This is a genomic window from Microbacterium hatanonis, assembly GCF_008017415.1.
In the GTDB taxonomy this organism is placed as follows: domain Bacteria; phylum Actinomycetota; class Actinomycetes; order Actinomycetales; family Microbacteriaceae; genus Microbacterium; species Microbacterium hatanonis.
This window is the reverse complement of the sequence record NZ_VRSV01000001.1, coordinates 1256768-1282260: the sequence shown is the minus strand read 5'-3', so window position 1 is coordinate 1282260 and position 25493 is coordinate 1256768. Positions and strand designations below refer to the sequence as shown.

22 protein-coding genes are annotated in these 25493 nt (G+C 70.4%); 17 read left to right on the top strand and 5 right to left on the bottom strand.

The genetic code is table 11. The features are described from left to right. Nucleotides 1–13: 13 nt before the first annotated feature. Nucleotides 14–2266, top strand: coding sequence for a RelA/SpoT family protein (locus tag FVP77_RS06165; protein ID WP_183042386.1), 2253 nt, complete (start codon nt 14–16; stop codon nt 2264–2266). On the opposite strand, the gene FVP77_RS06160 is transcribed toward FVP77_RS06165, so the two are convergent. From FVP77_RS06160 to FVP77_RS06150, 3 genes are all read right to left on the bottom strand, one after another. After that, nucleotides 2253–2792, bottom strand: coding sequence for a type IV toxin-antitoxin system AbiEi family antitoxin (locus FVP77_RS06160; RefSeq protein ID WP_147893705.1), 540 nt, complete (start codon nt 2790–2792; stop codon nt 2253–2255). The genes FVP77_RS06165 and FVP77_RS06160 overlap by 14 nt on opposite strands. 88 nt (nt 2793–2880) lie before the next feature. Further along, nucleotides 2881–4137 (bottom strand): DUF349 domain-containing protein, encoded by a 1257-nt coding sequence (locus FVP77_RS06155; protein ID WP_147893704.1) that lies wholly within the window; start codon nt 4135–4137, stop codon nt 2881–2883. An 83-nt stretch (nt 4138–4220) separates the two neighbouring features. Then, a complete protein-coding gene (locus tag FVP77_RS06150) occupies nt 4221–4535 on the bottom strand; it encodes a dioxygenase (protein ID WP_147893703.1) in 315 nt (104 codons plus the stop codon). A 111-nt stretch (nt 4536–4646) separates the two neighbouring features. Here FVP77_RS06150 and FVP77_RS06145 point away from each other — a divergent pair, with 111 nt between their 5' ends. The 11 genes from FVP77_RS06145 to FVP77_RS06095 all read left to right on the top strand — a co-directional run bounded on the left by FVP77_RS06145 (nt 4647) and on the right by FVP77_RS06095 (nt 17857). Beyond that, the gene (locus FVP77_RS06145; protein ID WP_246133994.1) at nt 4647–5975 is read left to right on the top strand and encodes a replication-associated recombination protein A; all 1329 of its coding nucleotides are present in this window, start codon (nt 4647–4649) and stop codon (nt 5973–5975) included. Between the two features lie 181 nt (nt 5976–6156). Further along, the gene (gene rpsD / locus FVP77_RS06140; RefSeq protein WP_116646592.1) at nt 6157–6786 is read left to right on the top strand and encodes a 30S ribosomal protein S4; all 630 of its coding nucleotides are present in this window, start codon (nt 6157–6159) and stop codon (nt 6784–6786) included. Nucleotides 6787–6903: 117 nt separating this feature from the next. Further along, the gene (locus FVP77_RS06135) at nt 6904–7188 is read left to right on the top strand and encodes an ATPase (protein WP_147893702.1); all 285 of its coding nucleotides are present in this window, start codon (nt 6904–6906) and stop codon (nt 7186–7188) included. 61 nt (nt 7189–7249) lie between these two features. Beyond that, nucleotides 7250–9916, top strand: coding sequence for an alanine--tRNA ligase (gene alaS / locus FVP77_RS06130; RefSeq protein WP_147893701.1), 2667 nt, complete (start codon nt 7250–7252; stop codon nt 9914–9916). Between the two features lie 2 nt (nt 9917–9918). Continuing rightward, a complete protein-coding gene (gene ruvX / locus FVP77_RS06125) occupies nt 9919–10383 on the top strand; it encodes a Holliday junction resolvase RuvX (protein ID WP_147894463.1) in 465 nt (154 codons plus the stop codon). 1 nt (nt 10384) lies between these two features. Next, nucleotides 10385–11854: an endolytic transglycosylase MltG gene (gene mltG, locus FVP77_RS06120; RefSeq protein ID WP_147893700.1), complete on the top strand. Its 1470-nt coding sequence runs from the start codon at nt 10385–10387 to the stop codon at nt 11852–11854. Beyond that, nucleotides 11824–12681, top strand: a complete 858-nt coding sequence (locus FVP77_RS06115) for a shikimate dehydrogenase family protein (protein WP_425463122.1) — start codon at nt 11824–11826, stop codon at nt 12679–12681. Before mltG ends, FVP77_RS06115 begins: the two co-directional genes overlap by 31 nt. A gap of 4 nt (nt 12682–12685) precedes the next feature. Next, a complete protein-coding gene (gene aroC / locus FVP77_RS06110) occupies nt 12686–13915 on the top strand; it encodes a chorismate synthase (protein WP_147893699.1) in 1230 nt (409 codons plus the stop codon). Further along, entirely contained in the window at nt 13899–14429 is a 531-nt protein-coding gene (locus FVP77_RS06105; RefSeq protein ID WP_147893698.1) for a shikimate kinase, read from the top strand. Before aroC ends, FVP77_RS06105 begins: the two co-directional genes overlap by 17 nt. After that, the gene (aroB, locus tag FVP77_RS06100; RefSeq protein WP_147893697.1) at nt 14426–15502 is read left to right on the top strand and encodes a 3-dehydroquinate synthase; all 1077 of its coding nucleotides are present in this window, start codon (nt 14426–14428) and stop codon (nt 15500–15502) included. The genes FVP77_RS06105 and aroB overlap by 4 nt, the downstream gene beginning before the upstream one ends. Nucleotides 15503–15535: 33 nt before the next feature. After that, on the top strand, nt 15536–17857 hold the full coding sequence (locus FVP77_RS06095; protein WP_147893696.1) for an FdhF/YdeP family oxidoreductase: 2322 nt from the start codon (nt 15536–15538) through the stop codon (nt 17855–17857). Between the two features lie 3 nt (nt 17858–17860). Here FVP77_RS06095 and FVP77_RS17025 read toward each other — a convergent pair whose 3' ends face one another. Next, entirely contained in the window at nt 17861–18721 is an 861-nt protein-coding gene (locus FVP77_RS17025) for an NTP transferase domain-containing protein (RefSeq protein WP_147893695.1), read from the bottom strand. Next, entirely contained in the window at nt 18718–19953 is a 1236-nt protein-coding gene (locus FVP77_RS06085) for a molybdopterin molybdotransferase MoeA (RefSeq protein WP_147894461.1), read from the bottom strand. Before FVP77_RS06085 ends, FVP77_RS17025 begins: the two co-directional genes overlap by 4 nt. A gap of 87 nt (nt 19954–20040) precedes the next feature. On the opposite strand from FVP77_RS06085, the gene fdhD reads away from it, so the two are divergent. The 5 genes from fdhD (at nt 20041) to FVP77_RS06060 (ending at nt 25485) form a co-directional block, all read left to right on the top strand. Further along, nucleotides 20041–20925 carry a formate dehydrogenase accessory sulfurtransferase FdhD gene (gene fdhD, locus FVP77_RS06080; protein WP_147893694.1) on the top strand — a complete coding sequence of 295 codons (885 nt, stop codon included), beginning with the start codon at nt 20041–20043 and terminating at the stop codon, nt 20923–20925. Next, entirely contained in the window at nt 20922–21380 is a 459-nt protein-coding gene (locus FVP77_RS06075; protein ID WP_147893693.1) for a type II 3-dehydroquinate dehydratase, read from the top strand. The genes fdhD and FVP77_RS06075 overlap by 4 nt, the downstream gene beginning before the upstream one ends. A 101-nt stretch (nt 21381–21481) precedes the next feature. Continuing rightward, on the top strand, nt 21482–22042 hold the full coding sequence (gene efp, locus FVP77_RS06070) for an elongation factor P (protein WP_116646605.1): 561 nt from the start codon (nt 21482–21484) through the stop codon (nt 22040–22042). 12 nt (nt 22043–22054) lie between these two features. Continuing rightward, nucleotides 22055–22465, top strand: a complete 411-nt coding sequence (gene nusB / locus FVP77_RS06065; protein WP_116646606.1) for a transcription antitermination factor NusB — start codon at nt 22055–22057, stop codon at nt 22463–22465. A 50-nt stretch (nt 22466–22515) separates the two neighbouring features. Then, nucleotides 22516–25485, top strand: coding sequence for a DEAD/DEAH box helicase (locus FVP77_RS06060; RefSeq protein WP_246133993.1), 2970 nt, complete (start codon nt 22516–22518; stop codon nt 25483–25485). Nucleotides 25486–25493: the final 8 nt, after the last annotated feature.

Below are 25493 nucleotides of genomic sequence, written 5' to 3'. Positions count from 1 at the left end.
TGGAGGTGACCGGGTGACCGAGATCGTTCCTCCTGCCGCGCAGACCTCCAGCCTGCGCCGCCTCGTGCCGCGCATCTTCTCGCGCGCGGCGCGCCGCGACGACGTCGACAAGCTCGTGCAGACGGTGCGCACGCACCACCCGAAGGGCGACCTCGGGATCATCACGCGGGCGTACACGGTCGCCGAGAAGGCGCATCGCGAACAGAAGCGCCAGAGCGGCGAGCCGTACATCACGCACCCGCTCGCCGTTGCGCAGATCCTGGCCGATCTCGGACTCGGACCGCGCGCCATCGCGGCGGCCCTCCTTCACGACACCGTCGAAGACACCGGCTATCCGCTCGACGAGTTGGCCGCCGACTTCGGCGACGAGGTCGCGATGCTCGTCGACGGGGTCACGAAGCTCGACAAGGTCAAGTACGGCGAGAGCGCCCAGGCCGAGACCGTCCGCAAGATGATCGTCGCGATGTCGCGCGACATCCGGGTTCTGCTGATCAAGCTCGCCGACCGACTCCACAACGCCCGCACGTGGGGCTTCGTCCCGCCCGAGAAGGCGGCGAAGAAGGCCACCGAGACGCTCGAGATCTACGCTCCGCTGGCGAACCGCCTCGGCATCCAGGCGATCAAGTCCGAACTGGAAGATCTCTCGTTCGCGGTCCTCCACCCGAAGCTGTACGCAGAGATCGACAGCCTCGTCAAACAGCGCACCCCGCAGCGCGAGCAGTACGTGCAGAACGTCATCGCCGCCGTCGACGCCGACCTTCGCGAGCTCCGCATCCGCGGACGGGTGATGGGACGACCCAAGCAGCTCTACTCCGTGTACCAGAAGATGGTCGTGCGGGGCCGCGAGTTCGACGACATCTATGACCTCATCGGCATCCGCATCCTCGTCGGCACCGTCCGCGACTGCTACGCCGTGCTCGGCGCGATACACGCGCGCTGGACCCCGCTCCCGGGGCGCTTCAAGGACTACATCGCCACACCGAAGTTCAACCTGTACCAGTCGCTCCACACCACGGTGATCGGGCCGTCAGGACGCACGGTCGAGCTGCAGATCCGCACGAACGAGATGCACCACCAGGCGGAGTACGGCGTCGCTGCGCACTGGAAGTACAAAGAGCGCATGGCCGGCGGAAAGGCCGACTCGAAGTCGCTCGACGCCGATATGGCGTGGCTGGCGCACATCTCCGACTGGCAGGCCGAGACCGCCGACCCGAGCGAGTTCCTCGATTCGCTGCGGTTCGAGATCGGTGCCAAGGAGGTCTACGTCTTCACGCCCAAGGGGCGCGTGGTGGGACTGCCCGCCGGTGCCACCCCGGTCGACTTCGCCTACGCCGTCCACACCGAGATCGGTCACCGCACGATGGGTGCGAAGGTCAACGGCCGCCTCGTCCCGCTGGAGTCGGAGCTCAAGAGCGGCGACGTGGTGGAGGTCTTCACCTCGAAGAACCCCGATGCCGGCCCCAGCCAGGACTGGCTCGGCTTCGTGCGCAGCACCCGCGCCCGCAACAAGATCCGCGGATGGTTCACCAAAGAGCGCCGCGAAGAGGCCATCGAGCAGGGCAAGGACGCCATCGCACGCGCGATGCGTCGGCAGAACCTGCCGCTCCAGCGCCTCATGAACCAGGACTCGTTCTCCGAGGTCGCCCACCAGCTCAAGTACGAAGACGTCTCGGCCCTGTACGCCGCCGTCGGCGAGGGCAACGTCTCGACGCAGTCGGTCATCGAGAAGGTCACCGCGCTCGTCAGCGCGGGCGACACATCGACCGGCCCCATCGACATCCCGCACGTGGGCCGCAGCCATGCCCCGCGCGGCGGCGATTCGGGCGTTCTCGTGCGCGGTGCTCCCGACATCCTGGTGAAGCTCGCGAAGTGCTGCACGCCGGTGCCCGGCGACGAGGTCATCGGTTTCGTCACGCGGGGGAGCGGTGTCTCCGTTCACCGCACCGACTGCACGAACGTCACGGCTCTCCGCAACGACCCCGAACGCATCATCGAGGTCGAGTGGGCACCGACGTCGAAGAGCGTCTTCCTCGTGCAGATCCAGGTCGAGGCACTCGATCGCTCGGCGCTGCTGAGCGACGTCACCCGGGTGCTCAGCGAGCATCACGTGAATATCCTCTCGGCGACCGTCTCGACGACGAACGACCGGCTCGCGCTGAGCCGCTTCGTCTTCGAGATGGGCGACACCGTGCATCTCGACCGGGTGCTCAACGCCGTGCGTCGCATCGACGCGGTCTACGACGTCTACCGCGTCACGACGTCCTGACCGAGGCCAGCAGCATCCGCGCGTTCCTCTTGTGGGGGATGCTGCGATGCCGCTCGAGCCACGCCAGGGATTCGGCGGCGTCGTCGGGCCGTTCTAGCGCCCAGCGGCGCGCGAGAGCCCGGCTCGACGACTCGGGGCTGCGCGCGAGATCGGCCAGCGTGCGCGCGGGGGTGCTCACACGGACGCGGGCGATCTCGAGCAGGTCGGACCCCTCGATGAACGGGTCGCGGTAGAGGAGCCGGCGGGAGACGACGTGGTGCAGCCGCCTGTCGACCGCGCGCTGAACACTGTGCCGCGCGGGCGGCTCATCGAGCCGCCCCAGGATCCACGCCGCGCTCTCGTGGGTAGCCGCGAGGGTGGTGCCGAGCAGGTGCGCCACCGATGCCGCTCGCAGCACCGTGCTCTCGACCACGTCTGCCGGGATGTAGCCATCGCCGAGGGCGACGACGTGCCCGTCGAGGCACGCCGCGGACAGCTCGGCCTCCGTCAGACGAACGCCCGGGAGGTACACGAACGGCGAGGGCATCCTCGAAGTCTGCCGCTCGGCTCGACGCCGTGCGCCGGATCGAGGACGACTGTGGACAAGAGCCCGGGCTCGCGACCCGGGGGAGGACTCAGCCGCCGACGGCGCGCAACCACGCGCGACGGGCTTCGAGGGCCTCGGACGCCTGAGCCGCCGCACGCTTGTCGCCGCGTGCGTTCGCCTCGGCGACCTCGGCTTCGAGCTTGTCGATCGCGTCGGTGAGCTGGCGCGTCATATCGTTCGTGCGCGCCTTCGTTTCGGGGTTGTTGCTCTTCCATTCGGCGTCTTCGCGCGTGCGCACGCTCTGCTCGACCTTGCGGAGCTCGTCGTCGAGGACGCGCTCCTGGTCGCGCGGGAAGATGCGGCCGATCTCGTCCCACTTGCGCTGGATCGCAGTGAGCGAGGCGCGCGCGCGTGCGAGATCGCGCTCGTCGACGATCGGAGCGGCCTCGACCAGGAGGGCCTTCTTCTGCTCGATCTTCTCGCGGGAGTCCTCGACCTCGGCGGCCTCGCGCTCGGTCCGGGCGGAGTAGAGGGCATCGCCCGCCGCCTTGAAACGAGCCCAGAGCGCGTCGTCGGCCTTCTTGCCGGCGCGGCCGGCAGCCTTCCACTGGTCGAGGAGGTCGCGGTACGAACCGATTCCGTCCTCCCCGCGCGGAGCGAGCGCTTCGGCACGCTCGACGAGGCGGGTCTTGGCGTCGCGGGCCGACTTCTGCGTCTCGTCGAGCTCTGCGTAGAACTCGCGGCGGTGGCGGTCGACGGTGCCGCGAGCGTCGCGGAAGCGGCGCCACAGCTGCTGAGCGAGAGACTTCGGAAGCCGCGGGCCGTTCTGCTGGTGGCTCTGCCACTGATCGAACAGGGCCGTCATGTCGGCCGAGGCCTGCTTCCACTGCACCGTCTTGGGGTCGCGGGCGGCCAGCGCCTCGGCACGCTCGACCAGAGCGGTGCGCTCGCGCACCGCCTCGTCGACGGCTTCCTTCGCGGCGGCGGCCTCTGTCTCGGTCGCCTCGGCGAGAGCGCCGGTGAGCGTCTCGAGGCGAGCGAGCAGCGCGGCGAGGTCTCCGACCGCCGATGCGCCCTCGATACGGCCGCGCAGCGTCGACGCGGTGCTCCGCAGGTCGGACGCCGAAGCACCGGCGCGGCGGTGGCGCACCTCGAGGAGCGTCACCTCTCCGGCGAGATCGGCGAACTTGCGCTCGTAGTAGGCGAGCGCCTCTTCGGCGGTGCCGTCGGGGTACTGGCCGACCACACGCCAGCCGTCGGATTCTCGAACCGATACGGTTCCGTCTTCATCGACGCGACCCCACGGGGTCGGAGTTGTTTCGGGGAGGTCTGCGCCAGCAGTCACGTGTTGTTACCCTCATCGCGGCTCGCGCCGTAGGCGTGCATGGACGGACCTGAGCCTAGTACGACCGGCAGACGCTCGCAGGATCAGGGCGTCGGTGTGGCGGCGGGCTCCGTCGCATCGGGCGTCGGCGCTTGCGTCGACTCCGTGCCGGGTGCGGTGCTCGTCGAGGGGGACGGCTCGCTCGTGGCTACGGGCTCGGGCGCTCCCGGGCCGGCGGTGAAGTAGGCGACCTGCGCGCCGATGGCCGCGAGCACGATCACCGCGCCGGCGACCCCGGCAATCAGGTTGTCGCGCGTGCGACGCTGCTTCTGCGCGGCGTGCAGCTCCTGGCGGGCCTGGTAGATCCTCGCGCGTTCGCGAGCCGCTTTCGCGCTTCGGTCCTTGCCACCTGTCGCCACGCGGGCCTCCTCCGTCCGGTGCGTCCGGGCGCGAGAAATCCTACGCAGGGCGGATGCGGCGCACCAAACGCGCGCGGAACCGATGTCGCGTGTCGCGATTAGCCTGTTCGAGTGACTCCCTCCGCCGCCCTCTTCCCCGGGCAGACGCCGTTGGCGGTGCGGATGCGGCCGACGAGCCTCGACGAGGTCGCCGGCCAGGGCCACCTCCTTCGTCCCGGATCGCCCCTCGTCACGCTGGCCTCGTCGGATGCATCGAGTCCGGGCACCGCGGCCTCCGTGATCCTGTGGGGCCCTCCGGGAACAGGCAAGACCACTCTCGCCCAGGCGATCGCCCGATCATCGGGCCGCCGTTTCGTAGAGCTGTCGGCGGTGACGGCGGGGGTGAAGGACGTGCGCGAGGTCATGCAGGAGGCCTTGACGCAGCGCGACCTCTACGACTCCTCGACGATCCTCTTCCTCGATGAGATCCACCGCTTCACCAAGGCGCAGCAGGACGCGCTGCTCCCGGGCGTCGAGAACGGCTGGGTCGTCCTGATCGCGGCGACGACAGAGAACCCGTCGTTCTCGGTCATCTCTCCCTTGCTCTCCCGGTCGCTCCTGCTCACCCTCCGTCCGCTCGAAGACGACGACCTCGCCGGGCTCATCGACCGGGCGGTCAGCGATCCCCGAGGACTCGCCGGGTCGGTGGTGCTCGACGACGACGCGCGGAGCGCCCTGGTACGACTGGCCTCGGGCGACGCACGACGCGCCCTCACGGCGCTCGAGGCCGCAGCATCCGTCGCCCTCGACACCGACGACGCCGACCCGACGATCACCGCCGACCACATCGCGCAGGCCGTCGACCGCGCGCTCCTGCGGTACGACCGCCAGGGCGACGAGCACTACGACGTCATCAGCGCCTTCATCAAGTCGATCCGCGGATCCGACGTCGATGCCGCGATGCACTACCTCGCTCGGATGGTCGAGGCGGGGGAGGACCCCCGTTTCATCGCGCGCCGTCTCGTCATCTCCGCGGCGGAAGACATCGGCCTCGCCGACCCGCAGGCGCTCCAGATCGCGATCGCGGCCGCCGACGCCGTCGCGTTCATCGGCATGCCGGAGGGGCGCATCCCCCTGGCCGAAGCCACGGCGTACCTCGCGACGACGGCGAAGTCGAACGCGGCCTACAACGCGATCAACAGCGCCATCGCCGATGTCCGCGCCGGCGGCTTCGGGCGCGTGCCCCCGCATCTGCGCGACGCGCACTACCCGGGCGCGAAGCGTCTGGGCCACGGCAAGGGCTACCTCTATCCGCACGACAGCGACATCGGCATCGTGACACAGCAGTACCTGCCCGACGAGCTCCGCGGGCGTCGGTACTACGACCCGACCACGCACGGGCAGGAGCGCGACATCTCGGCGCGTCTGGCCAAGATCCGCCGGATCGTCGACGGCGAGTGACGCGGAGAGGGCGTCCCAGCTCCGTCTGTTAGGCTGGATCGGCTCGAAACACAGTTTTCGGGCATCCCCTTCTTCCTCGATCACCTTCCGGTATGCCCCGACGTGCGCACCGGTAGGGCGGGAGCGGGTGATACGTCCGTGAGCTGCGAGATGCGCGGCCACGTCCCAGAAGGAGTTCTTCGTGCCTACGAAGTCCCAGGACCGCCGCAAGGTCCGTATGTCCCGAGCGCTCGGTATCGCGCTCACCCCGAAGGCCGCCCGCTACCTCGAGAAGCGTCCCTACGCTCCCGGCGAGCATGGCCGTACCAAGCGCAAGACCGACAGCGACTACGCCGTCCGTCTCCGCGAGAAGCAGCGTCTGCGCGAGCAGTACGGCATCCGCGAGAAGCAGATGCGCAACGCGTTCAACGAGGCGCGCCGCACCCAGGGCCTGACCGGTGAGAACCTCGTCGAGCTCCTCGAGATGCGTCTGGACGCGCTCGTCCTGCGTTCGGGCTTCGCCCGCACCACGGCGCAGGCCCGCCAGCTCGTCGTGCACCGCCACATCCTGGTCGACGGCCAGACGGTCGACCGCCCGTCGTTCCGCGTGAAGCCGGGTCAGCTCATCCACGTCAAGACCAAGAGCGAAGGCCTCGAGCCCTTCCAGGTCGCAGCCGCCGGCGGTCACGCCGAGGTGCTGCCCCTGGTTCCGGGGTACATCGAGGTCGACCTCACCACGCTGCAGTCGCGCCTCGTGCGTCGTCCGAAGCGTGCCGAGGTGCCCGTCACGTGCGACGTGCAGCTCGTCGTCGAGTACTACGCGGCGCGCTAAGCGCTCAGCGTTACCGCTCAGAAGGGCGTCGGGGGTTCACCCCGGCGCCCTTCCGCGTCTGCGCAGTACGATGAAAAGGACGCCGTGTTCGCGGCTCCTCGCGAGAAAATGGTGACTATGAAGACCTTCGTCTGGTTCGTGCTCGGTATCGCCGGTGGCTTCGTCGTCGCCCACCTGGTGAACAAAGACCCGCGCGGACACGAGATGCTCTCGCAGGTCGATGCCCGCATCGGTGAGTTCACCGACCGCATGGGTGACGCCTACCGCGACCAGGAGGCGCAGTTCGTCGACCTCGTCGCAGAGGCCAAGACCGCCGCATCCGATGCGGTCGCCGCCGCCGGCAACGTCGCCGCCGACGCTGCCGAGGCCGCGAAGAACGCCACCGCCAAGCTCACCGACTGAACCGTCGCCACCGACGCCCCTCGCGGGCGCGCACGATCCTGCCCTCCGGAGACTCCATCCCATGAAGACCGCCGACATCGCTCAGCGCTATCTCGACTACTTCGAGAAGAACGACCACACCATCGTCCCGTCGGCCTCCCTGGTCAGCGACGACCCGTCGATCCTTTTCACGATCGCCGGCATGGTCCCGTTCATCCCGTACCTCACCGGAGTCGTGCCGGCGCCGTATCCACGCGCCGCCGATGTGCAGAAGTGCATCCGCACCAATGACATCGAAGAGGTCGGCAAGACCGCTCGGCACGGCACGTTCTTCCAGATGATGGGCAACTGGTCGTTCGGCGACTACTTCAAAGAGGGCGCGATCTCCTACGCGTGGGAGCTGCTGACCTCCGCCGAGTCCGACGGCGGTCTCGGGTTCGCCGAGCGCGACCTGTGGGTCACCGTCTACGAAGACGACGACGAGGCGGTCGCGCTCTGGCAGAAGGTCGCGGGGCTGCCCGCTTCTCGCATCCAGCGCCTCGGTCGCGAGGACAACTACTGGACGACCGGTCAGCCCGGACCCGCCGGGCCCTGCTCGGAGATCTACTTCGACCGCGGCCCGAAGTACGGCCGCGACGGCGGCCCCGTCGCCGACGACAACAGGTTCACCGAGATCTGGAACCTCGTCTTCATGCAGTACGCGATCAACAACGTGCGTTCGAAGGTCGACTTCGACGTCGTCGGCGAGCTGCCGAAGAAGAACATCGACACCGGCATGGGTCTCGAGCGCGTCGCCTTCATCAAGCAGGGCGTCGAGAACATGTACGAGATCGACCAGGTGCGCCCGGTGCTCGACCGCGCGGTCGAGCTGTCGGGCCGCAAGTACGGCGCCGTTCACGAGGACGACGTGCGCTTCCGCGTGATCGCCGACCACGTGCGCTCGTCGCTCATGCTCCTCTCCGACGGCGTCACGCCCTCGAACGAGGGACGCGGGTACATCCTCCGCCGCCTCATGCGGCGCTCCGTGCGCTCCATGCGCCTCCTCGGCGTCGAGGGCGCGACCTTCCCCGAGCTGTTCACCGCGTCACGCGACGCGATGAAGGACGCCTACCCCATCGTCTCCGACGACTGGTCGCGCATCGCGCCCTACGCCTACGCCGAGGAGGAGACCTTCCTCCGTACGCTCGCGTCGGGATCGACCATTCTCGATCTCGCGGTCTCGCAGACGAAGGATGCCGGCGGCTCTGCCATCACCGGATCCGAGGCGTTCCTGCTGCACGACACCTACGGGTTCCCCGTCGATCTCACCCTCGAGGTCGCCGAGGAAGCCGGCCTGACGGTCGACCGCGCCGCGTTCGACGCGCTGATGCAGGAGCAGCGTCAGCGCGCGAAGGACGATGCCAAATCGCGTCGCCGCGCGATCGCCGACCACACCGTCTACCGCGACTTCCGTGCGCTGGGCGAGACCGTCTTCACGGGCTACACCGACCTTCAGACGCCGTCGACGATCCTCGGGGTCCTGGTCGACGGGGTGTCGGTCGACCGGGCCCGCGAGGGACAGATCGCCGAGGTGATCCTCGCCGAGACCGCACTCTACGCGGAGTCGGGCGGACAGGTCGCCGACAAGGGCGTCATCGTCGGTCCCGGCTACGAGCTCGACGTGATCGACGTCCAGAAGCCGGTGCCCGGTCTGGTCAGCCACACGGTCGAGGTGAAGATCGGCGAGGTCGCGGCCGGTCAGCCTGCGACGAGCGTCGTCGATGCGGCCAACCGTCGTGCTGCGCGCCAGGCGCACTCGGCGACGCACCTCGTGCACGCCGCCCTCCGCGACACGCTCGGCAGGAGCGCGACGCAGTCCGGCTCGCTGAACCGAGCAGGCTACCTCCGCTTCGACTTCAGCTGGGGGCAGGCGCTCTCGCCCGAGACGCGTTCGGAGATCGAGGAGATCGCCAACAACGCGGTACGCGACAACCTCGAGGTCACCACTCGGGTGCTCTCGCTCGACGAGGCCAAAGAGGCCGGCGCCATGGCGCTGTTCGGCGAGAAGTACGGGCAGACGGTACGGATGGTCGACATAGGCGGGCCGTGGTCGCGCGAGCTCTGCGCCGGCACGCACGTCGGATCCAGCTCCGAGGTCGGCCTCATCAACCTCGTCGGCGAGTCGTCGGTGGGCGCGTCGAACCGCCGCGTCGAGGCCCTCGTCGGCCTGGACGCGTTCCGAGAACTCGCCGCCGAGCGCGCCATCGTGTCGCAGCTGACCGGGTCGCTCAAGACTCCGCGCGACCAGCTGCCCGCGAAGATCGCGGAGCTGGCGGCGAGCCTCAAGGCCGCCGAGAAGAAGATCGCCGCCTTCGAGTCGCGCGCCCTCGCCGATCGTCTGCCGCAGCTGGTCGACTCTGCGGTCGCCGCGGGTTCGGTCCGCGTCGTCGCCCAGTCGCTCGGCACGGCCGCGACCGCCGACGACGTACGCTCGCTGGCTCTGCAGGTGCGCGATCGCCTCGGCTCCGAGCCGGCGGTTGCCGCTCTCGGCGCGCTGGTCGGGGATCGTGTCGCCGTCGTCGTCGCGACGAACGACGCCGCCCGTGCTCGCGGCATTAAGGCCGGCGCCCTGGCCAAGGCGGCGGCTGCGGCGCTCGGCGGCGGCGGCGGCGGGCGTGACGACGTCGCCCAGGGTGGGGGAACGGATGCTGCGGCGCTGCCGGGTGCCCTGGATGCCATCGTGGCGGCCGTGAGGACGACCGCCGCGTGACGTTGCGTCGCGGCGTGCGCCTCGGGGTCGATGTCGGCCGCGCGAGGGTCGGTGTCGCGCGCAGCGATCCCGACGCGCTCCTGGCGGTGCCGGTCGAGACCGTGGCGCGCGTCGGCACCCCGATCGCGCGGATCGTGGAGATCGCGACGGAGTACGACGCGCTCGAGATCCTCGTCGGACTCCCGGTCAGTCTGAGCGGGGGAGAGACCGCATCGACCGCCGACGCACGGGCGTTCGCCGACGAGCTCGCCGCAGCGAGCGACCTTCCGATACGGCTGGTCGATGAGCGGCTCAGCACCGTCACCGCGCACGATGCGCTCCGTCGATCCGGGCGTTCTCAGCGAAAGTCTCGTAGCATTGTCGACCAGGTCGCCGCCGTTGTCCTTCTGCAACAGGCGCTCGATGTCGAGAGACAGTCCGGTAACCCGGCCGGAACCGCCGTAGCTTCGGGACAGGAGCCCGCCTGACATGCCCGACAATTCCTCCCCGTTCGACGATCCGCTCGCCGATCTGTACGGAAAACTGCCCGACCCGCGCCGCGATCAGGGCGGTGCGCCCACCCCCGGCGGCGCCCCGACGTCGCGCCGTGCCGCGCGCGCCGCGAGAGCAGACACCGGGCCGACCGACGCTCGCCCCCCGATCACCCGCCCGCCGGCCGAGCCCGTCGCCGCACCGCGGGCGGCCGCCCAGCCGGAGCCGCAGGGACGGCCGACGGCGACGCAGACCCAGACGCGTCCCGCTCCGCCGATCCCGCGCCCCGAGGCGGGCCGAGCCGGCCCGCCCCCCGCAGCAGGGACGCTCGACGACCTGTTCACCGGTCGCCGCAGCACCGACGAGCTGGGTTCGACGCCACCGCCGAAGGAGCGCCGCAAGCGACGCATCGGCGGCTGGATCGCTCTCGCGATCGCCGTGGTCATCATCGGCGGCATCACGCTCGGCGGGTTCTGGGCGGTCAACACCTTCGGCGCGCAGATCCAGGGGATCTTCGCTCCCGACGTGCGCGAGGACTTCGAACCCGGTATCGCGCAGGGCGAGGCCACGATCACGATCGTCAGCGGCGACGCAGGGCCGCAGGTGTCGCAGAAGCTCTACGACGCCGGCGTCACGAAGGCCCCGACCTCGTTCTACGACTACCTGATCGAGACGTCGACCCCGTTCACGTTCCAGCCCGGCGTCTTCCGCTTCCAGCAGCAGATGACCTCGGAGGCGGTCCTGGTGGCCTTCCGCGATCCCGCGAACCACCTGACCAACACCGCGCAGCTTCCCGAGGGACTCACGGTGGAGCAGACGATCTCCCGGATGTCGGAGCAGACCGAGATCCCTCTCGAGGATCTCCAGGCCGCCGTGGCCGATCCCGCCGCCTACGGTGTCTCCGCGTCGAGCCTGGAGGGCTGGCTCTTCCCCGCGACCTACACCTTCGATCCGGGCACGACCGCGTCGGCGGCGATCCAGACCATGGTCACCCGCACCATCCAGTCGCTGGATGCCGCCGGGGTCCCCGTCGACGACCGCCAGCGCGTTCTGACCGTCGCCTCGATCGTGCAGCGCGAAGCGCGGCAATCCGAGGACTTCTACAAGGTCTCACGCGTCATCCAGAACCGTCTGGACCAGGGCATGCAGCTGCAGATGGACTCGACGGCGCAGTACGGCTACGGCGAGCTGCACGCGGGCTCGGCGAGCACCTCGGGCGAGGCGCAGTTCGACGACAACCCGTGGAACACCTACGTGATCTCCGGTCTGCCGGCCGGCCCCATCTCCAACCCTGGCGACCAGGCGATCGACGCCGCCATGCACCCGGCGGACGGCACGTGGCTCTTCTTCGTGACGGTGAACCTCGACACGGGGGAGACGGTCTTCACCTCGACGGCCGACGAACACCAGGCCGCGGTGAACCAGTGGATCCAGTGGTGCCGCGACAACCCCGACTCGGGATGCTGACCGGTACGAAGCTGGCGGTGTGGGGCGACCCGGTCGCCCACAGCATGTCGCCGCGCCTGCACGCGGCGGCCTACCGCGTGCTCGGGCTCGACTGGGAGTACGACCGCCGACGGATCGACGAGGCATCGTTCGACGACGCCCTCGCCGGCCTCGACGACGGCTGGCGAGGACTCTCGCTCACGATGCCGCTCAAGCGGTCCGCCGCAGCAGCCGCCCGCTCCCTGGACGAGCGCGCACGCCTGACGGGAGCGGTGAACACCCTGCTCCTCGCTGACGACGGCCCGCACGGCTTCAACACCGACGTCGGGGGACTGGTCGCCACCATCCGCGAGCAGGGCGTGGACGAGGTGCCGTTCGGGCGCATCCTCGGCGCCGGCGCCACGGCAGGATCGGCTCTCGTCGCTCTGGCCGAACTCGGAGCGCGTCGCGTCGACGTGATCGCCCGTCGGCCGGAGGCCGCCGACCCCCTCGTCGCCCTGGGCGAAGCGCTCGGCGTCGACGTCGAGCCCGCGGACTTCGCGCGTGCCCCCTCGCCGGACGCCACCGTGACGATCGCGACGCTCCCGGGCGGAACCGACCTCGGCGCGAGCGCCGACCCGTACGCCGCGCGCGGCGGTCTGCTCGTCGACGTCGTGTACGGTTCGTGGCCGACGCCGCTCGCCACCACCTGGGAGCGCAGCGGAGGTCGCGCGATCTCGGGACTCGGGATGCTGCTGCACCAGGCGGTCCTGCAGGTGCGCGTGTTCGTCTCCGGCTCGACCGAACTCGCGCTGACCGACGAACCCCGGGTGCTGGCGGCGATGCGCGAAGCGGTCATGGGAGACTAGACGAATGCTCCGCGTGCTCACTGCCGGCGAATCGCACGGCCCCGAACTCGTCGCCATCATGGAGGGTCTGCCCTCCGGCGTCCCCATCTCGCTCGCCGCGATCCGCGCCGACCTCGCCCGTCGCAAGCTCGGCTACGGCCGCGGCTCGCGCATGAAGTTCGAGGAGGACGAGCTGAACGTCTCGTCCGGCGTCGTGCACGGCCTGAGCCTCGGCAGCCCGATCGCCATCCGAATCGGCAACACCGAGTGGCCCAAGTGGGTCGAGGTGATGAGTCCCGAGCCTGCGGAGCTGACCGAGAAGTCCCGCGGCCGCGGTGCCGCGCTCACCCGTCCGCGTCCCGGTCACGCCGACCTGGTGGGCATGCAGAAGTACGACTTCGACGAAGCGCGCCCCATCCTGGAGCGCGCGAGCGCCCGGGAGACCGCGGCACGCGTCGCACTCGGCGCCCTCGCCCGCGCCTTCCTGTCGGAGCTGGGCATCCGGCTCGTCAGCCACACGGTGTCGATCGGCACCGTCGCCGTTCCGGAAGGGGCCGCATTCCCGGCCCCCGACGACGTCGACGCCCTCGACGCCGATCCGCTGCGGTGCTTCGACGCCGCGACGAGCGAGCGCATGGTCGCCGAGGTCGACGCCGCGAAGAAGGACGGCGACACGCTCGGCGGCATCGTGGAGGTTCTCGCCTACGGCCTCCCGCCCGGACTCGGCTCGCACGTGCACTGGGACCGCCGCCTCGACGGCAAGCTCGCCCAGGCGCTCATGAGCATCCAGGCCATCAAGGGCGTCGAGGTCGGCGACGGCTTCCTCACGACGACCCGTCGCGGATCCGAGGCGCACGACGAGCTGTTCACCACGGCCGACGGCATCACCCGGTCCACCGACCGCGCGGGCGGAACCGAGGGCGGAATGTCCACCGGCACCGTGCTGCGCGTGCGCGCCGGCATGAAGCCGATCGCGACCGTGCCCCGCGCCCTCCGCACCGTCGACGTCGCCACGGGCGAGACTGCGGCCGCGCACCACCAGCGGTCCGACGTCTGCGCCGTGCCGGCCGCCGGCGTCGTCGCCGAGGCGATGACCGCGATCGTGCTCGTCGACGTCGTGCTCGAGAAGTTCGGGGGCGACAGCGTCGGCGAGACCCGTCGCAACATCGAGACCTACCTCGCCCACCTGCCGACGACCCTTCGCACCACCGCCGACAGCGACGCGTCGCTGGCCGCGCATGACCTCGTCGGCTGAGGCGCTCGTCCTGATCGGCCCGATGGGGGCCGGAAAGACGAGCGTCGGCCGGAGGGTCGCGAAGGCTCTCGGCACGTCGTTCACCGACACCGACATCGCCCTCGTGCGCGAGCACGGCCCGATCCCGCAGATCTTCGCCGACCACGGTGAAGCCCACTTCCGCCGGATCGAGCGCGATGCCGTCCGCACGTCGCTCGTGGCCGGCGGGGTGGTCTCGCTCGGCGGGGGAGCGATCCTCGACCCTCAGACGCGCGACGACCTCCGTGCGCATCGCGTGGTGCTCCTGACCGTCCACCCCCGGGTGGTGGCCGCACGCCTGCGTGACGACTCCCGCCCGCTGCTGGCGGGCGACGACGCGATGCGGCGCTGGACGGCGATCTATGCCGAGCGCCGTCCGCTGTACGAGGAGGCGGCCGACGCCACCTTCGATACGAGTTCGGGCCCCCTGCAGGCGGTCGTCGACGCGATCGCGACCTGGGCACGCACCCCCACCCCCACCGAGGAGCACGCATGACCGACCTCACCACGATCTCCGTCGCCGGCGACGCCCCCTACGACGTCACCATCGGTCGCGGCATCCTCGCGGGCCTCGGCGACGTGCTCCCGCCCGACGCGCGCAAGGTGCTCATCATCCACGCGCCGACGCTCGCCGAGAAGGCGGAGGAACTGCGTCAGCAGCTCGTCGGCGACCGCGAGGTGCTGCTGGCCGAGATCCCCGATGCCGAGCAGGGCAAGCGCATCGAGGTGGCGGCGTTCTGCTGGCAGATCCTCGGCAAGTCGGACTTCACCCGCACCGACGTCGTCGTGGGCTTCGGCGGCGGCTCGGTCACCGACCTCGCCGGCTTCGTCGCCGCCACGTGGCTCCGCGGCGTGTCGGTCGTCCAGGTGCCGACGACGGTCCTCGCGATGGTCGACGCGGCCGTCGGCGGCAAGACCGGGGTCAACACCGCCGAGGGCAAGAACCTGGTCGGGGCGTTCTGGCCGCCGCGTGCCGTGGTATGCGACCTGGCGCTTCTGGACTCGCTCTCGCGCAACGAGGCCACTGCCGGGTTCGCCGAGGTCGTGAAGGCCGGGTTCATCTGGCACCCCGAGATCCTCGATCTCATCGAAGCCGATCCGGAGGGTGTGGTCGACTCCCGCGGCGACGCGTTCCGCCGGTGCATCGAGCTGGCGATCGACATGAAGGCGCGGGTCGTCGGCGAAGACCTGCGCGAAGCGGGACTGCGCGAAGTGCTCAACTACGGACACACCGTGGGGCACGCGATCGAGCACGCCGAGCGGTACCGCTGGCGTCACGGAGCGGCGATCTCGGTGGGCATGGTCTTCGCCGCGGAGCTCTCGCGACTGGCCGGGCGGCTTCCGGATGCTGTCGCCCAGCGACACCGCGACGTCCTCGGCGCGCTGGGGCTGCCGGTCAGCTACCGGCCGGGCGCGTGGCCGCAGCTGCTCTCGACGATCCAGCGAGACAAGAAGAGCCGCGGCGGAATGCTGCGATTCATCGTGCTGGACGATCTCGCTCGCCCGACAGTGCTCCAGGCACCCGACGAGTCGCTGCTGTTCGCGGCCTACCAGGAAGTCGCCGGCTGACCTTTTCCCTCTCGACATAGGTAAGCTCAGGGCATGGCGACGAAGCCCCCCGCACACGACATCGACGAATCCGACGTCACCGTCGGCTCCCGCAAGAAGGTGGCCGTCGGAGTCCCGGCCGTCCTCCACGCCCTGAAGATCTCGGTCGACCAGATGGGCGTCACGCGCTCGGCGCAGACGCTTCTCCGCGTGAACCAGAAGGACGGGTTCGACTGCCCCGGCTGCGCCTGGCCGGAGGAGGACAAGCGCCACATCGCCGAGTTCTGCGAGAACGGTGCGAAGGCGGTCGCCGAGGAGGCGACGGTCAGACGCGTCGACGCCGCCTTCTTCGCCCAGCACTCCGTCTCCGAGCTGAACGAGCACGACGACTGGTGGCTCGGGCAGCAGGGCCGCCTCACCGAGCCGATGATGCTCGACGAGGGCGCGACGCACTACCGACCCATCTCCTGGGACGACGCGCTGCAGACGGTGGCCGACGCCCTCCGCGCGCTCGACGACCCGAACGAGGCGATCTTCTACACCTCGGGTCGCACCTCCAACGAGGCCGCGTTCCTCTACCAGCTCCTCGTGCGGGGAACCGGCACCAACAACCTTCCCGACTGCTCGAACATGTGTCACGAGTCCAGCGGTTCGGCGCTCGTGGAGACGATCGGCATCGGCAAGGGCACGGTCTCGCTGGAGGACATCCACCGCGCCGACCTGCTCATCGTCGCCGGGCAGAACCCCGGTACCAACCACCCCCGCATGCTCAGCGCCCTCGAGAAGGCGAAGCAGAACGGCGCCACGATCATCGCGGTGAACCCGCTCCCCGAGGCGGGCCTGATGCGCTTCGAGAACCCGCAGACCCCGCGCGGCGTGCTGCTGGGCGGCACGAAGCTCGCCGACGAGTTCGTGCAGATCCGGCTCGGCGGGGACCAGGCGTTGTTCCAGGCGATCGCGAAGCACCTCTTCGAGGTCGAGGGGGAGCGCGGCGGGGTACTCGACCGTTCGTTCATCGAGCGCCACACGAGCGGGTTCGACGACTTCGAGCGCGCGATGAACGACGCGTCGTGGTCGGAGTTCGAGACCGCGACCGGTATCGACGAGACGGAGCTCCGCCGCATCGCCGAGATCGTGCGCGGCTCGACGTCGACGATCGTCTGCTGGGCGATGGGTCTCACCCAGCACAAGCACTCCGTCCCCACCCTCCGCGACGTGGTCAACCTCCTTCTGATGCAGGGCAACCTGGGGCGCACCGGCGCCGGGCTCTGTCCCGTGCGCGGGCACTCCAACGTGCAGGGGGACCGCACGATGGGCATCTACGAGAAGCCGCACGAGGGCTTCCTCGCCTCGCTCGACGAGGAGTTCGACTTCTATGCTCCGCGAGAGCACGGCTACGACACGGTCGAGGCGATCCGAGCCATGCGCGACGGCAAGGCGCGCGTGTTCATGGCGATGGGCGGGAACTTCGTCAGTGCGACGCCCGACACGCTCGTGACGGAAGCGGCGATGCGCTCGGTCGATCTGACGGTTCAGGTATCGACGAAGCTCAACCGCTCCCACGCGGTCACCGGCAAACGGGCTCTCATCATCCCCACGCTCGGGCGTACCGACCGCGATGTGCGGGGGACCGGCGAACAGCGCGTCACGGTCGAGGACTCCATGAGCGCCGTGCACGGCTCGCGAGGACGCCTGCGCCCCCCGGCGGACGATCTGCTGTCGGAACCCGCCATCCTCGCGCGCATCTGCAACCTCGTCTTCGGCGACCGCGCCGATTCCCCCAACGTGCCGCGCGCCGACTGGCGGCGTCTCGAGAACGACTACACGCTCATCCGGGATCACATCTCCCGCGTGGTCCCGGGTTTCGCCGACTACGAGGCACGCATCGCCAAGGGGCGCACGTTCGTCCTTCCGAACGGACCCCGCGACGACCGCACGTTCGCAACACCCGACGGCCTCGCTCACTTCACGGCGAATGCACTGGAGTACCCGGTCATCCCCGAGGGGCGCGTGCTGCTGCAGACCCTGCGGTCGCACGACCAGTACAACACCACGATCTACGGCAAGGACGACCGCTATCGGGGCGTCCACGGCGGGCGCCGCGTCGTCTTCGTGAACCGCGACGACATCGCCGAACAGGGGCTCTCCGACGGCGAGATCGTCGACCTCGTCTCGGAGTGGACCGCCCACGACGGCACCGTCGAGGAACGTCGCGCCGAGGCGTTCCGCGTGATCGCCTACGACACGCCCCGGGGGAACGCAGCCGCGTACTACCCCGAGACGAACGTGCTCGTGCCCCTCGACTCGGTCGCCGACACGAGCGGCACGCCGACCTCCAAGTCGGTCATCGTGCGGATCGAGCGCCGCGAGGTCTGAGCCTCAGCCGGCGCCGTGCGCGGCGGCGAGCCGGGTGATCTCCGCCACCGCCGCGCGGACCTGCTCGGGCGAACCGCCCGCGCGACCGGCGACGAGCCCCGCCACATATGCGCTGAACGGGGCGGCCGGGCGGGCGACGCCGTTCGCGACGTCCCGGGCGAGATCGAGGATGAGGGCGATCGGCAGATCGTCCTCGGAGAGGCCGAAGCGATCGCGGAGCACCGAGGCCCAGGCGTCGAGCGCCTCGGGCGGGAGGGTACGGGAGGAGGAATCGGCCATGGTGGTCTCCGTTCCGGCGCCGACGCGTCGCCGAGCCTCGCGGAGATGATCCCACGTATCCACGTCGGCCGCTGCCGCCGCTCCGGCTCCGACCCGCGCCACGCGCAGCGCGTCCAGCAGCCGACGGGCGGGGAGCCCCTCGACACCGTCCCCGAACGCTGCGAGCCGCTCGCTCAGAGCCGCGGTGCGGTAGAGGCCCGTGAGCCACTGCTCCCGACCGTCGTCGTCGACGAGGCAGACACCGTCGCCGTCGCGACCCGCATCCACCAGGGCACGCGCCGCATCACGCGGCGAGACGAGGTCGGCCGGCAGCACCAGCACCCGTTCGGCCGCGACGAGCGGCAGCGCGGCAGCAAGCGCCGCGACCGGTCCGCCGAACGGTGGATCCTCGCGCGCCCACCGCACACGTCGCAGGCCCTCGACGCGCGGACCGACGACCACGATCGCGTCGCAGCCCACGGCGTGCGCCGCATCCACCGCCCGCCCCAGGAGCGTCGAGCCACCCATCTCCAGGAGGGGCTTCGCGATGCCGCCCATACGGCTTCCCCGTCCCCCGGCGAGAATGATCGCAGCGATCCTCGTCACGACAGCAGCATCACGTCGACGAGGTCGCCGGGACCGATATCGGGCGATCCCGGCTCGACGACCGCGTAGGCGTCGGCGCGTCCGAGGGCGCCCGCACGGTGCGCGCCGGACCCTTCGGCGACGACCGTCGAGACGGTCCACCGCCCTGGATCGTCGCGGATCACCCGCACGGGCACGTACTGGCGCCGCGCCGGGGGAGTGCGCCACCCCGACGCCGCAGGCAGCCGCAGCACCGGACGATCGAGGTCGGCGCGCCCCTGCAGCCGGAGGAGCGCGGGCCGGACGAACAGCTCGAACGACACGGCGACGCCGACGGGGTTGCCCGGGAGCCCGAAGAAGAGCGCGCCCCCGGGGAGCGCGCCGAACGCCTGAGGGCGACCCGGCTGCATGGCGACGGACACGAATCGCACCGAGTCCTCGCCGCCGAGAGCGATCTTCACCACCTCGAAGGCTCCGGCGCTGACGCCGCCCGAGGTCACGACGACGTCCGCGCCCGCCGCACGGGCGCGATCGAGCACCGCGAAGAAGGCACCGGCCTCGTCGCCGACGCTCTCGCGGAGCACGATGTCGGCATCCGCCTCGGTCACCAAGGTCGCAAGGAGGGTCGCGTTCGATTCCGGGATCTGCCCTCGACGCAGCGCCGATCCCAGGGGTCTCAACTCGTCGCCCGTCGAGACGACAGCGACCCGTGGAGCGCGTGTCACGCGCACGGTCGAGGCGCCGGCCGCTGCCGCCGCACCCATCTGCCACGCGCCGAGTCGTGCGCCGGCCGGGAGGACGACGTCGCCGACGGCGATGTCGTCGGCGCGTCTGCGCACGTGCGCGCCGAGGGCGCGGGGCGCTGCGACGACCGTCGTGGCGCTCAGCGAGTCGGCGAGCCCCGTGCGAGTGGCCTCGAAGGGCACGACGGTGTCGGCCGCCGTTGGCAGCGGTGCACCGGTCATGATCCGGGCGGCCTCGCCGTCGCGCAGCGGCGGGTCGGCCTCGGAACCCGCCGGCACGTCGGCGACGACCCGCAGCGAGACGGGGGCATCGGGCGAGGCGGCACGCACGTCGGCGAAGCGGACGGCGAAGCCGTCCATCGCCGCGTTGTCCCACAGCGGCAGGTCGAGAGCGGTGACCACGTCGGCGGCGAGCGTCCGACCGGCGGCGATGGTGAGCGGCACCTCATCGGCCGGCAGCCGCCGCACGGCACCGAGCACGTGCGCCCGGTGCTCCGCAACAGTGCGCATGACCATCCGGCCAGCGTAACGACAGCGCGACCGGCCGCGGGCCTGCCGTGCGTCTTAGGCTGGGGGAAAGAGCCGATGGAGGCGCGAATGGGACGCATCACCGTGCGCAAACCGATCCTCACGCTGCGCGTGGACGGGGAGGAACGCCGCCGCCCCGACACGCTCGCCGTGGAGGAGCCCCTCGAGATCCGCATCGGCGGCACTCCGCTCGCCGTCACGATGCGCACGCCCGGGCACGACGTCGAACTCGCGGCGGGGTTCCTCGTCTCCGAGGCCGTGATCTCCCGCGGCGACGAGTTCTCCGGCGCCATCCACTGCGGTGGGCCGGGCACCGGAGGGGTGGAGAACACCTACAACGTGCTCGACGTCACGCTCGCACCGGGTGTGCGCCCGCCGTCACCCGACCTCGCCCGCTCGTTCTACACGACGAGTTCCTGCGGGGTCTGCGGGAAGGCCTCGATCGACGCCGTCGAGACCGTGTCGAGCTACGACGTCTCCACCGACCGGGCGACCGTGGACCTCCCGCTGCTCGCGTCGCTCCCGGATCTCTTACGCGCCCAGCAGGCGGTCTTCGACAAGACCGGCGGACTCCACGCCGCGGGCCTGTTCGACGCCGCGACCGGCGATCTGCTCGTCCTGCGCGAGGATGTCGGGCGCCACAACGCCGTCGACAAGGTCGTCGGGTGGGCCGCCCTCCACGATCGGCTGCCGCTGCGCGGCACCGTGCTGCAGGTCTCCGGCCGCGCCAGCTTCGAACTCGTGCAGAAGGCGGCGATGGCGGGGATCCCGATCCTTGCGGCCGTCTCCGCGCCCTCGTCGTTGGCCGTCGACCTCGCGGAGGCTCGCGGGATCACCCTCGTCGGCTTCTCGCGCGGGCAGTCGCTCAACGTCTACAGCAGAGCCGACCGCATCCTGACCTCGACGACGACTCCCGCAGCCGCCGACGCCCTCGCTGATATGTTGCCCCGGTGACCACCCCGCGACGACTCCTCCTTCTGAACGGCCCGAACCTCAACCTGCTGGGCACCCGCGAGCCCGCCATCTACGGCACTGAGACCCTCGCCGACGTCGAGCGGCTCACCGCCGACACCGCCCGCGCGCGGGGCTTCGAGGTGCGCGCCGTGCAGAGCAACCACGAGGGTGTGCTGATCGACGCGATCCACGCCGCCCGCGAGGACTGCGCGGGCATCGTCATCAACCCGGGCGGGCTCACGCACACCTCGGTCGTGCTGCGCGACGCGCTGTCGGGCGTCGACCTCCCCGTGGCCGAGGTGCACATCTCCGATGTGCGGGCACGAGAGCCGTTCCGCCACCACTCCTATGTCGCCGACGTCGCCGTGGTGCACGTGATCGGCGAGGGCGTCGCCGGGTACGCCCGAGCCGTCACCCTGCTCTGCGACGTCGTCACCGGGCGAGCCGAGGGCTGAACCCGGCGCTGCGCGCGCCCATCCCGTAGAATCGACCCTCGGGCCGCGCTCCGACGAGCGCACCGCCCGCAGACCCTCCTACGAACGGACTCCCTTCAGCCATGGCTTCCACCGCAGATATCAAGAACGGCGTCGTCCTCAACATCGACGGGCAGCTCTGGAGCGTGGTGGAGTTCCAGCACGTCAAGCCGGGCAAGGGCGGCGCATTCGTCCGCACCAAGATGAAGAGCATCATGACCGGCAAGGTCGTCGACCGCACCTACAACGCCGGCGCCAAGATCGACATCGAGAACGTCGACCGCCAGGACTTCACCTATCTGTACAACGACGGTGAAGGCTTCGTCTTCATGAACACCGACGACTACGACCAGATCACCGTGCCCGCCACGATCGTCGGCGACGCGGCCAACTACCTGCTCGAGAACCAGCAGGTCACCCTCGCGACCAACAACGGCAACCCGCTCTACGTCGAGCTGCCGGCATCGGTCGTGCTCGAGATCACCTACACCGAGCCCGGGCTGCAGGGCGACCGCTCGTCGGCGGGTACGAAGCCGGCCACCCTCGAGACCGGTCACGAGATCCAGGTGCCGCTTTTCGTCGAGAACAACACGAAGGTCAAGGTCGACACCCGCACGGGCGACTACCTCGGCCGCGTCAGCTGACGCGCCCTCACGATGAGTGCACGCACGAAGGCCCGCAAGCGCGCCCTCGACATCCTGTTCCAGTCCGATGTCCGCGGTGAAGAGCTGCCGGTGATCCTGGCCGCCGAGGCGAAGCGCGCGGCGAACGAGCCGGCCCGCGAGTCGTCCTGGTTGTACGCCCGGGACATCGTCGACGGGATCATCGACCACGGAGACGAGATCGACGAGCAGATCGTGACGTTCGCGAAGGACTGGTCGCTCGCCCGCATGCCCGCCGTCGACCGCGCACTGCTGCGGATCGGCACGTGGGAGGTGCTCTTCAACGACGAGGTCCCCGCCGCGGTGGCGATCGACGAGGCGGTGGAGCTCGCGAAGGAGTTCTCGACCGAGGAGTCGGGCTCGTTCGTCCACGGAGTGCTCGGCCGCATCTCCCGCGCGGGCTGAGACTCGCGCTGCGCGCTCGGCCTGTCGGAGAGCCCTGAGAGGATCTCCGCGTGAACGCGCCCGCCGATCGACCGCACCACGACGCGTCGCCGCTGTCGTGGCGCGATCTCGTCGCGAGCTCGTCGACCTCTGCGCACGCCCCGCTGGCGCTGGGCGTCGAGCTGCGGCAGCGCGAGCCGCACGACCCGCGCCGATGGGATCCGCGCACCACCGACGCGGTCGCCCCTCGCGCGCTGGCCCGGCGGCAGGACGAGCTCCAGCTCGCGGTGCGCCCCCTCACGCGCGGGGCGCGGGGCGGGTGGGTGAAGAAGGACGCCGCCTGGGACGACGTCCGACGGTCGACGTCGCGCTTCGCCCCCGAGGCGGTGCGATGGTTCACCGAGCTGTTCGCCATCGCGCGCCCCTCCGCCGCGGTGGGCGCGTTCTCGTCGGTGTCGGAGTGGGTGCCCCTCGGACCGTCGTCGTCGTCGCTCCTGTGGATGCACCTGCGCGCCGCCGAACGTGCGGGGGTCGCCCTGGTCGCGACTCATCCCCAGCAGTCGATCGCCCTCGCAGGCACGGCGGCGGTCGACGTCCTGGTCGGCCCGGAGAGCGGTGGCACGCTGCGCGTCGCCGCACGGATCAGCGTCGACGGCGCCCCCACCGACGTCTCACGCGTGCGACCGCTCGGCACGGGCGCGTTCTTCTCCTTCACCCTCGACACCGAGGTCATCGGGATCACGATCGCCCCTGCGACCCTCGACGACACCGTGACCGCCCTCCTGGGCGCCCCCGAGGGCGTCGAGGTACCGGCGCACGAGGCGGTGGAATTCGTGCGCGAGGCATACCCCCGCCTCGCCCGACGCACGAGGGTGACGCCGGTCGGCGGACTCGATCCGCCGCCCGCGCCCCGGCCGAGCCTGCGGCTCACGGCGGCGTTCGACGTAGACACCGTGACCTACGCGCTCGAGTGGATCTACCCCGGGCTCCCGCCCTTTCCCTATCCAGCCGTAGAGCACCCCGAGCGCGATACGGCGGCCGAGGCGGAACGGGCTGCGGCGCTGACCCTCGCGTGGGCCGGCGCATCCGATCTCCCCTTCGCCGCGTCGGGCACACTGCGCGGCCCCGACGCGGGCGAGTTCTCGACGCAGATCGTGCCCGCGCTGCAGCAGCTCGACGATGTCCGCGTGGAGATCACGGGGGTGCGCCCCTCGGTGCGGGAGCTCACAGGAGCCCCCGAGGTGTCGGTCACCACGGTGCCGACCGACGATCCCGACTGGTTCGACCTCGGCGTGATCGTCACGATCGAAGGCCGCTGGGTGCCGCTCGCGCCGCTGCTCACCGCGCTGGCGCGGGGGCGCCGGCGCATGAGGCTGTCCGACGGCGCCTACTTCTCGCTCGCCCATCCCGCGCTCACACGACTCAAGGAGCTGCTCGACGAAGCCGCTTCGCTCGACGAGTGGGAGACCGGTGAGCGCATCCACCGTCACCAGACCGCGCTGTGGTCGGACTTCGAAGACCTCGCCGACCAGGCGGAGCCCGCGCAGGCGTGGCGACGGCTCGTGCGCGGCCTCGCTTCCGTCGAAGGCATCGAGGAGACGGAGCTTCCGGAAGGGCTCCAGGCGGACCTGCGCGGATATCAGAAGCGCGGCTTCGACTGGCTCGCCTTCCTGTGGCGCCATCGGCTCGGCGGCATCCTCGCCGACGACATGGGGCTCGGCAAGACGCTCCAGCTGCTCGCCCTGATGCTGCACGCCCGAGAGCGGGGCGAGCAGCGCCCGTTCCTCGTCGTCGCCCCGACGTCGGTGCTCGCGACGTGGCGCGAGGAGGCCGAGCGCTTCGCCCCGGGCCTCGTCGTCCGCACCATCGAGGCGACGGTGACGAAGACGGGGATGACCGTGACGGATGCTTCGGCCGGCGCCGATGTCGTCGTCACGTCGTATGCGATCCTCCGGCTCGACGAGACGTCGTTCACGGCGGAGCGATGGGCCGGGGTCGTCCTCGACGAGGCCCAGTTCGTGAAGAACCCCCAGACCTCGGGCCATCGCGCCGCCAAGAACCTGACGGCCGATATGACGATCGCCCTCACCGGCACGCCGCTCGAGAACGGACTGGGCGATCTGTGGGCGCTGTTCTCGCTCACGGCACCGGGGCTCTTCCCCTCGGCGCGGCGATTCCGCGAAGAGTACGTGCTCCCGATCGAGAACGCGCGACGCGACGACGCGACGGCGAGTGCGCACGGCGCCGAGAGACTCGCACGCCTACGGCGCCGCATCCGCCCGCTGATGCTGCGGCGCACCAAGGAGCTGGTCGCCCCCGATCTGCCGCCGAAGCAGGAGCAGGATCTGCACATCGACCTGTCGCCAGAGCACCGGGCCCTCTACGACACCGTGCTGCACCGCGAGCGGCAGAAGGTTCTGGGTCTCCTCGACGACCTCGACCGGCACCGCTTCATCGTCTTCCGTTCGTTGACACTGCTGCGGATGCTGAGCCTGCACCCCGCGCTGATCGACGAGCGCCACGCACCCATCGGGTCGAGCAAGCTCGACGCGCTGCTCACCCGTCTGACCGAGGTGATCGCCGAAGGGCACCGCGCGCTGGTGTTCAGCCAATTCACGTCGTTCCTGTCCTTGGCGGCAGATCGCCTCGACGCCGCGGGCATCGCGTACGCGCACCTCGACGGGTCGACCCTGCGACGAGGGGAGGTGGTGGAAGGCTTCCGCTCGGGCGAGGCCCCGGTCTTCCTCATCAGCCTCAAGGCCGGAGGTTTCGGACTGACCCTCACCGAGGCCGACTATGTGTTCCTGCTCGACCCCTGGTGGAACCCCGCGGCCGAGGCGCAGGCGATCGACCGCGTGCACCGCATCGGTCAGGACCGCCACGTCTTCGTCTACCGGATGCTGGCGTCCGACACGATCGAGGAGAAGGTACGGCTGCTGCAGCAGCGCAAGTCCGAGCTCTTCGATGCGGTGGTCGACGACGGCGACCTGTTCGCCGAATCGCTGAGCGCCGACGACATCCGCGGGCTCCTCGACCTCTGAGACGACCG

Excerpts from the sequence above, each read along its gene's own strand:
- FVP77_RS06160 (WP_147893705.1), bottom strand. The coding sequence starts at position 2,792 with ATGCCCTCGCCGTTCGTGTACCTCCCGGGCGTTCGTCTGACGGAGGCC.
- FVP77_RS06135 (WP_147893702.1), top strand. The coding sequence starts at position 6,904 with ATGAAGACCTTCGTCTGGTTCGTGCTCGGTATCGCCGGTGGCTTCGTC.
- alaS (WP_147893701.1), top strand. The coding sequence starts at position 7,250 with ATGAAGACCGCCGACATCGCTCAGCGCTATCTCGACTACTTCGAGAAG.
- mltG (WP_147893700.1), top strand. The coding sequence starts at position 10,385 with ATGCCCGACAATTCCTCCCCGTTCGACGATCCGCTCGCCGATCTGTAC.
- aroC (WP_147893699.1), top strand. The coding sequence starts at position 12,686 with ATGCTCCGCGTGCTCACTGCCGGCGAATCGCACGGCCCCGAACTCGTC.
- FVP77_RS06105 (WP_147893698.1), top strand. The coding sequence starts at position 13,899 with ATGACCTCGTCGGCTGAGGCGCTCGTCCTGATCGGCCCGATGGGGGCC.
- aroB (WP_147893697.1), top strand. The coding sequence starts at position 14,426 with ATGACCGACCTCACCACGATCTCCGTCGCCGGCGACGCCCCCTACGAC.
- FVP77_RS06095 (WP_147893696.1), top strand. The coding sequence starts at position 15,536 with ATGGCGACGAAGCCCCCCGCACACGACATCGACGAATCCGACGTCACC.
- FVP77_RS06085 (WP_147894461.1), bottom strand. The coding sequence starts at position 19,953 with ATGCGCACTGTTGCGGAGCACCGGGCGCACGTGCTCGGTGCCGTGCGG.
- fdhD (WP_147893694.1), top strand. The coding sequence starts at position 20,041 with ATGGGACGCATCACCGTGCGCAAACCGATCCTCACGCTGCGCGTGGAC.
- efp (WP_116646605.1), top strand. The coding sequence starts at position 21,482 with ATGGCTTCCACCGCAGATATCAAGAACGGCGTCGTCCTCAACATCGAC.
- nusB (WP_116646606.1), top strand. The coding sequence starts at position 22,055 with ATGAGTGCACGCACGAAGGCCCGCAAGCGCGCCCTCGACATCCTGTTC.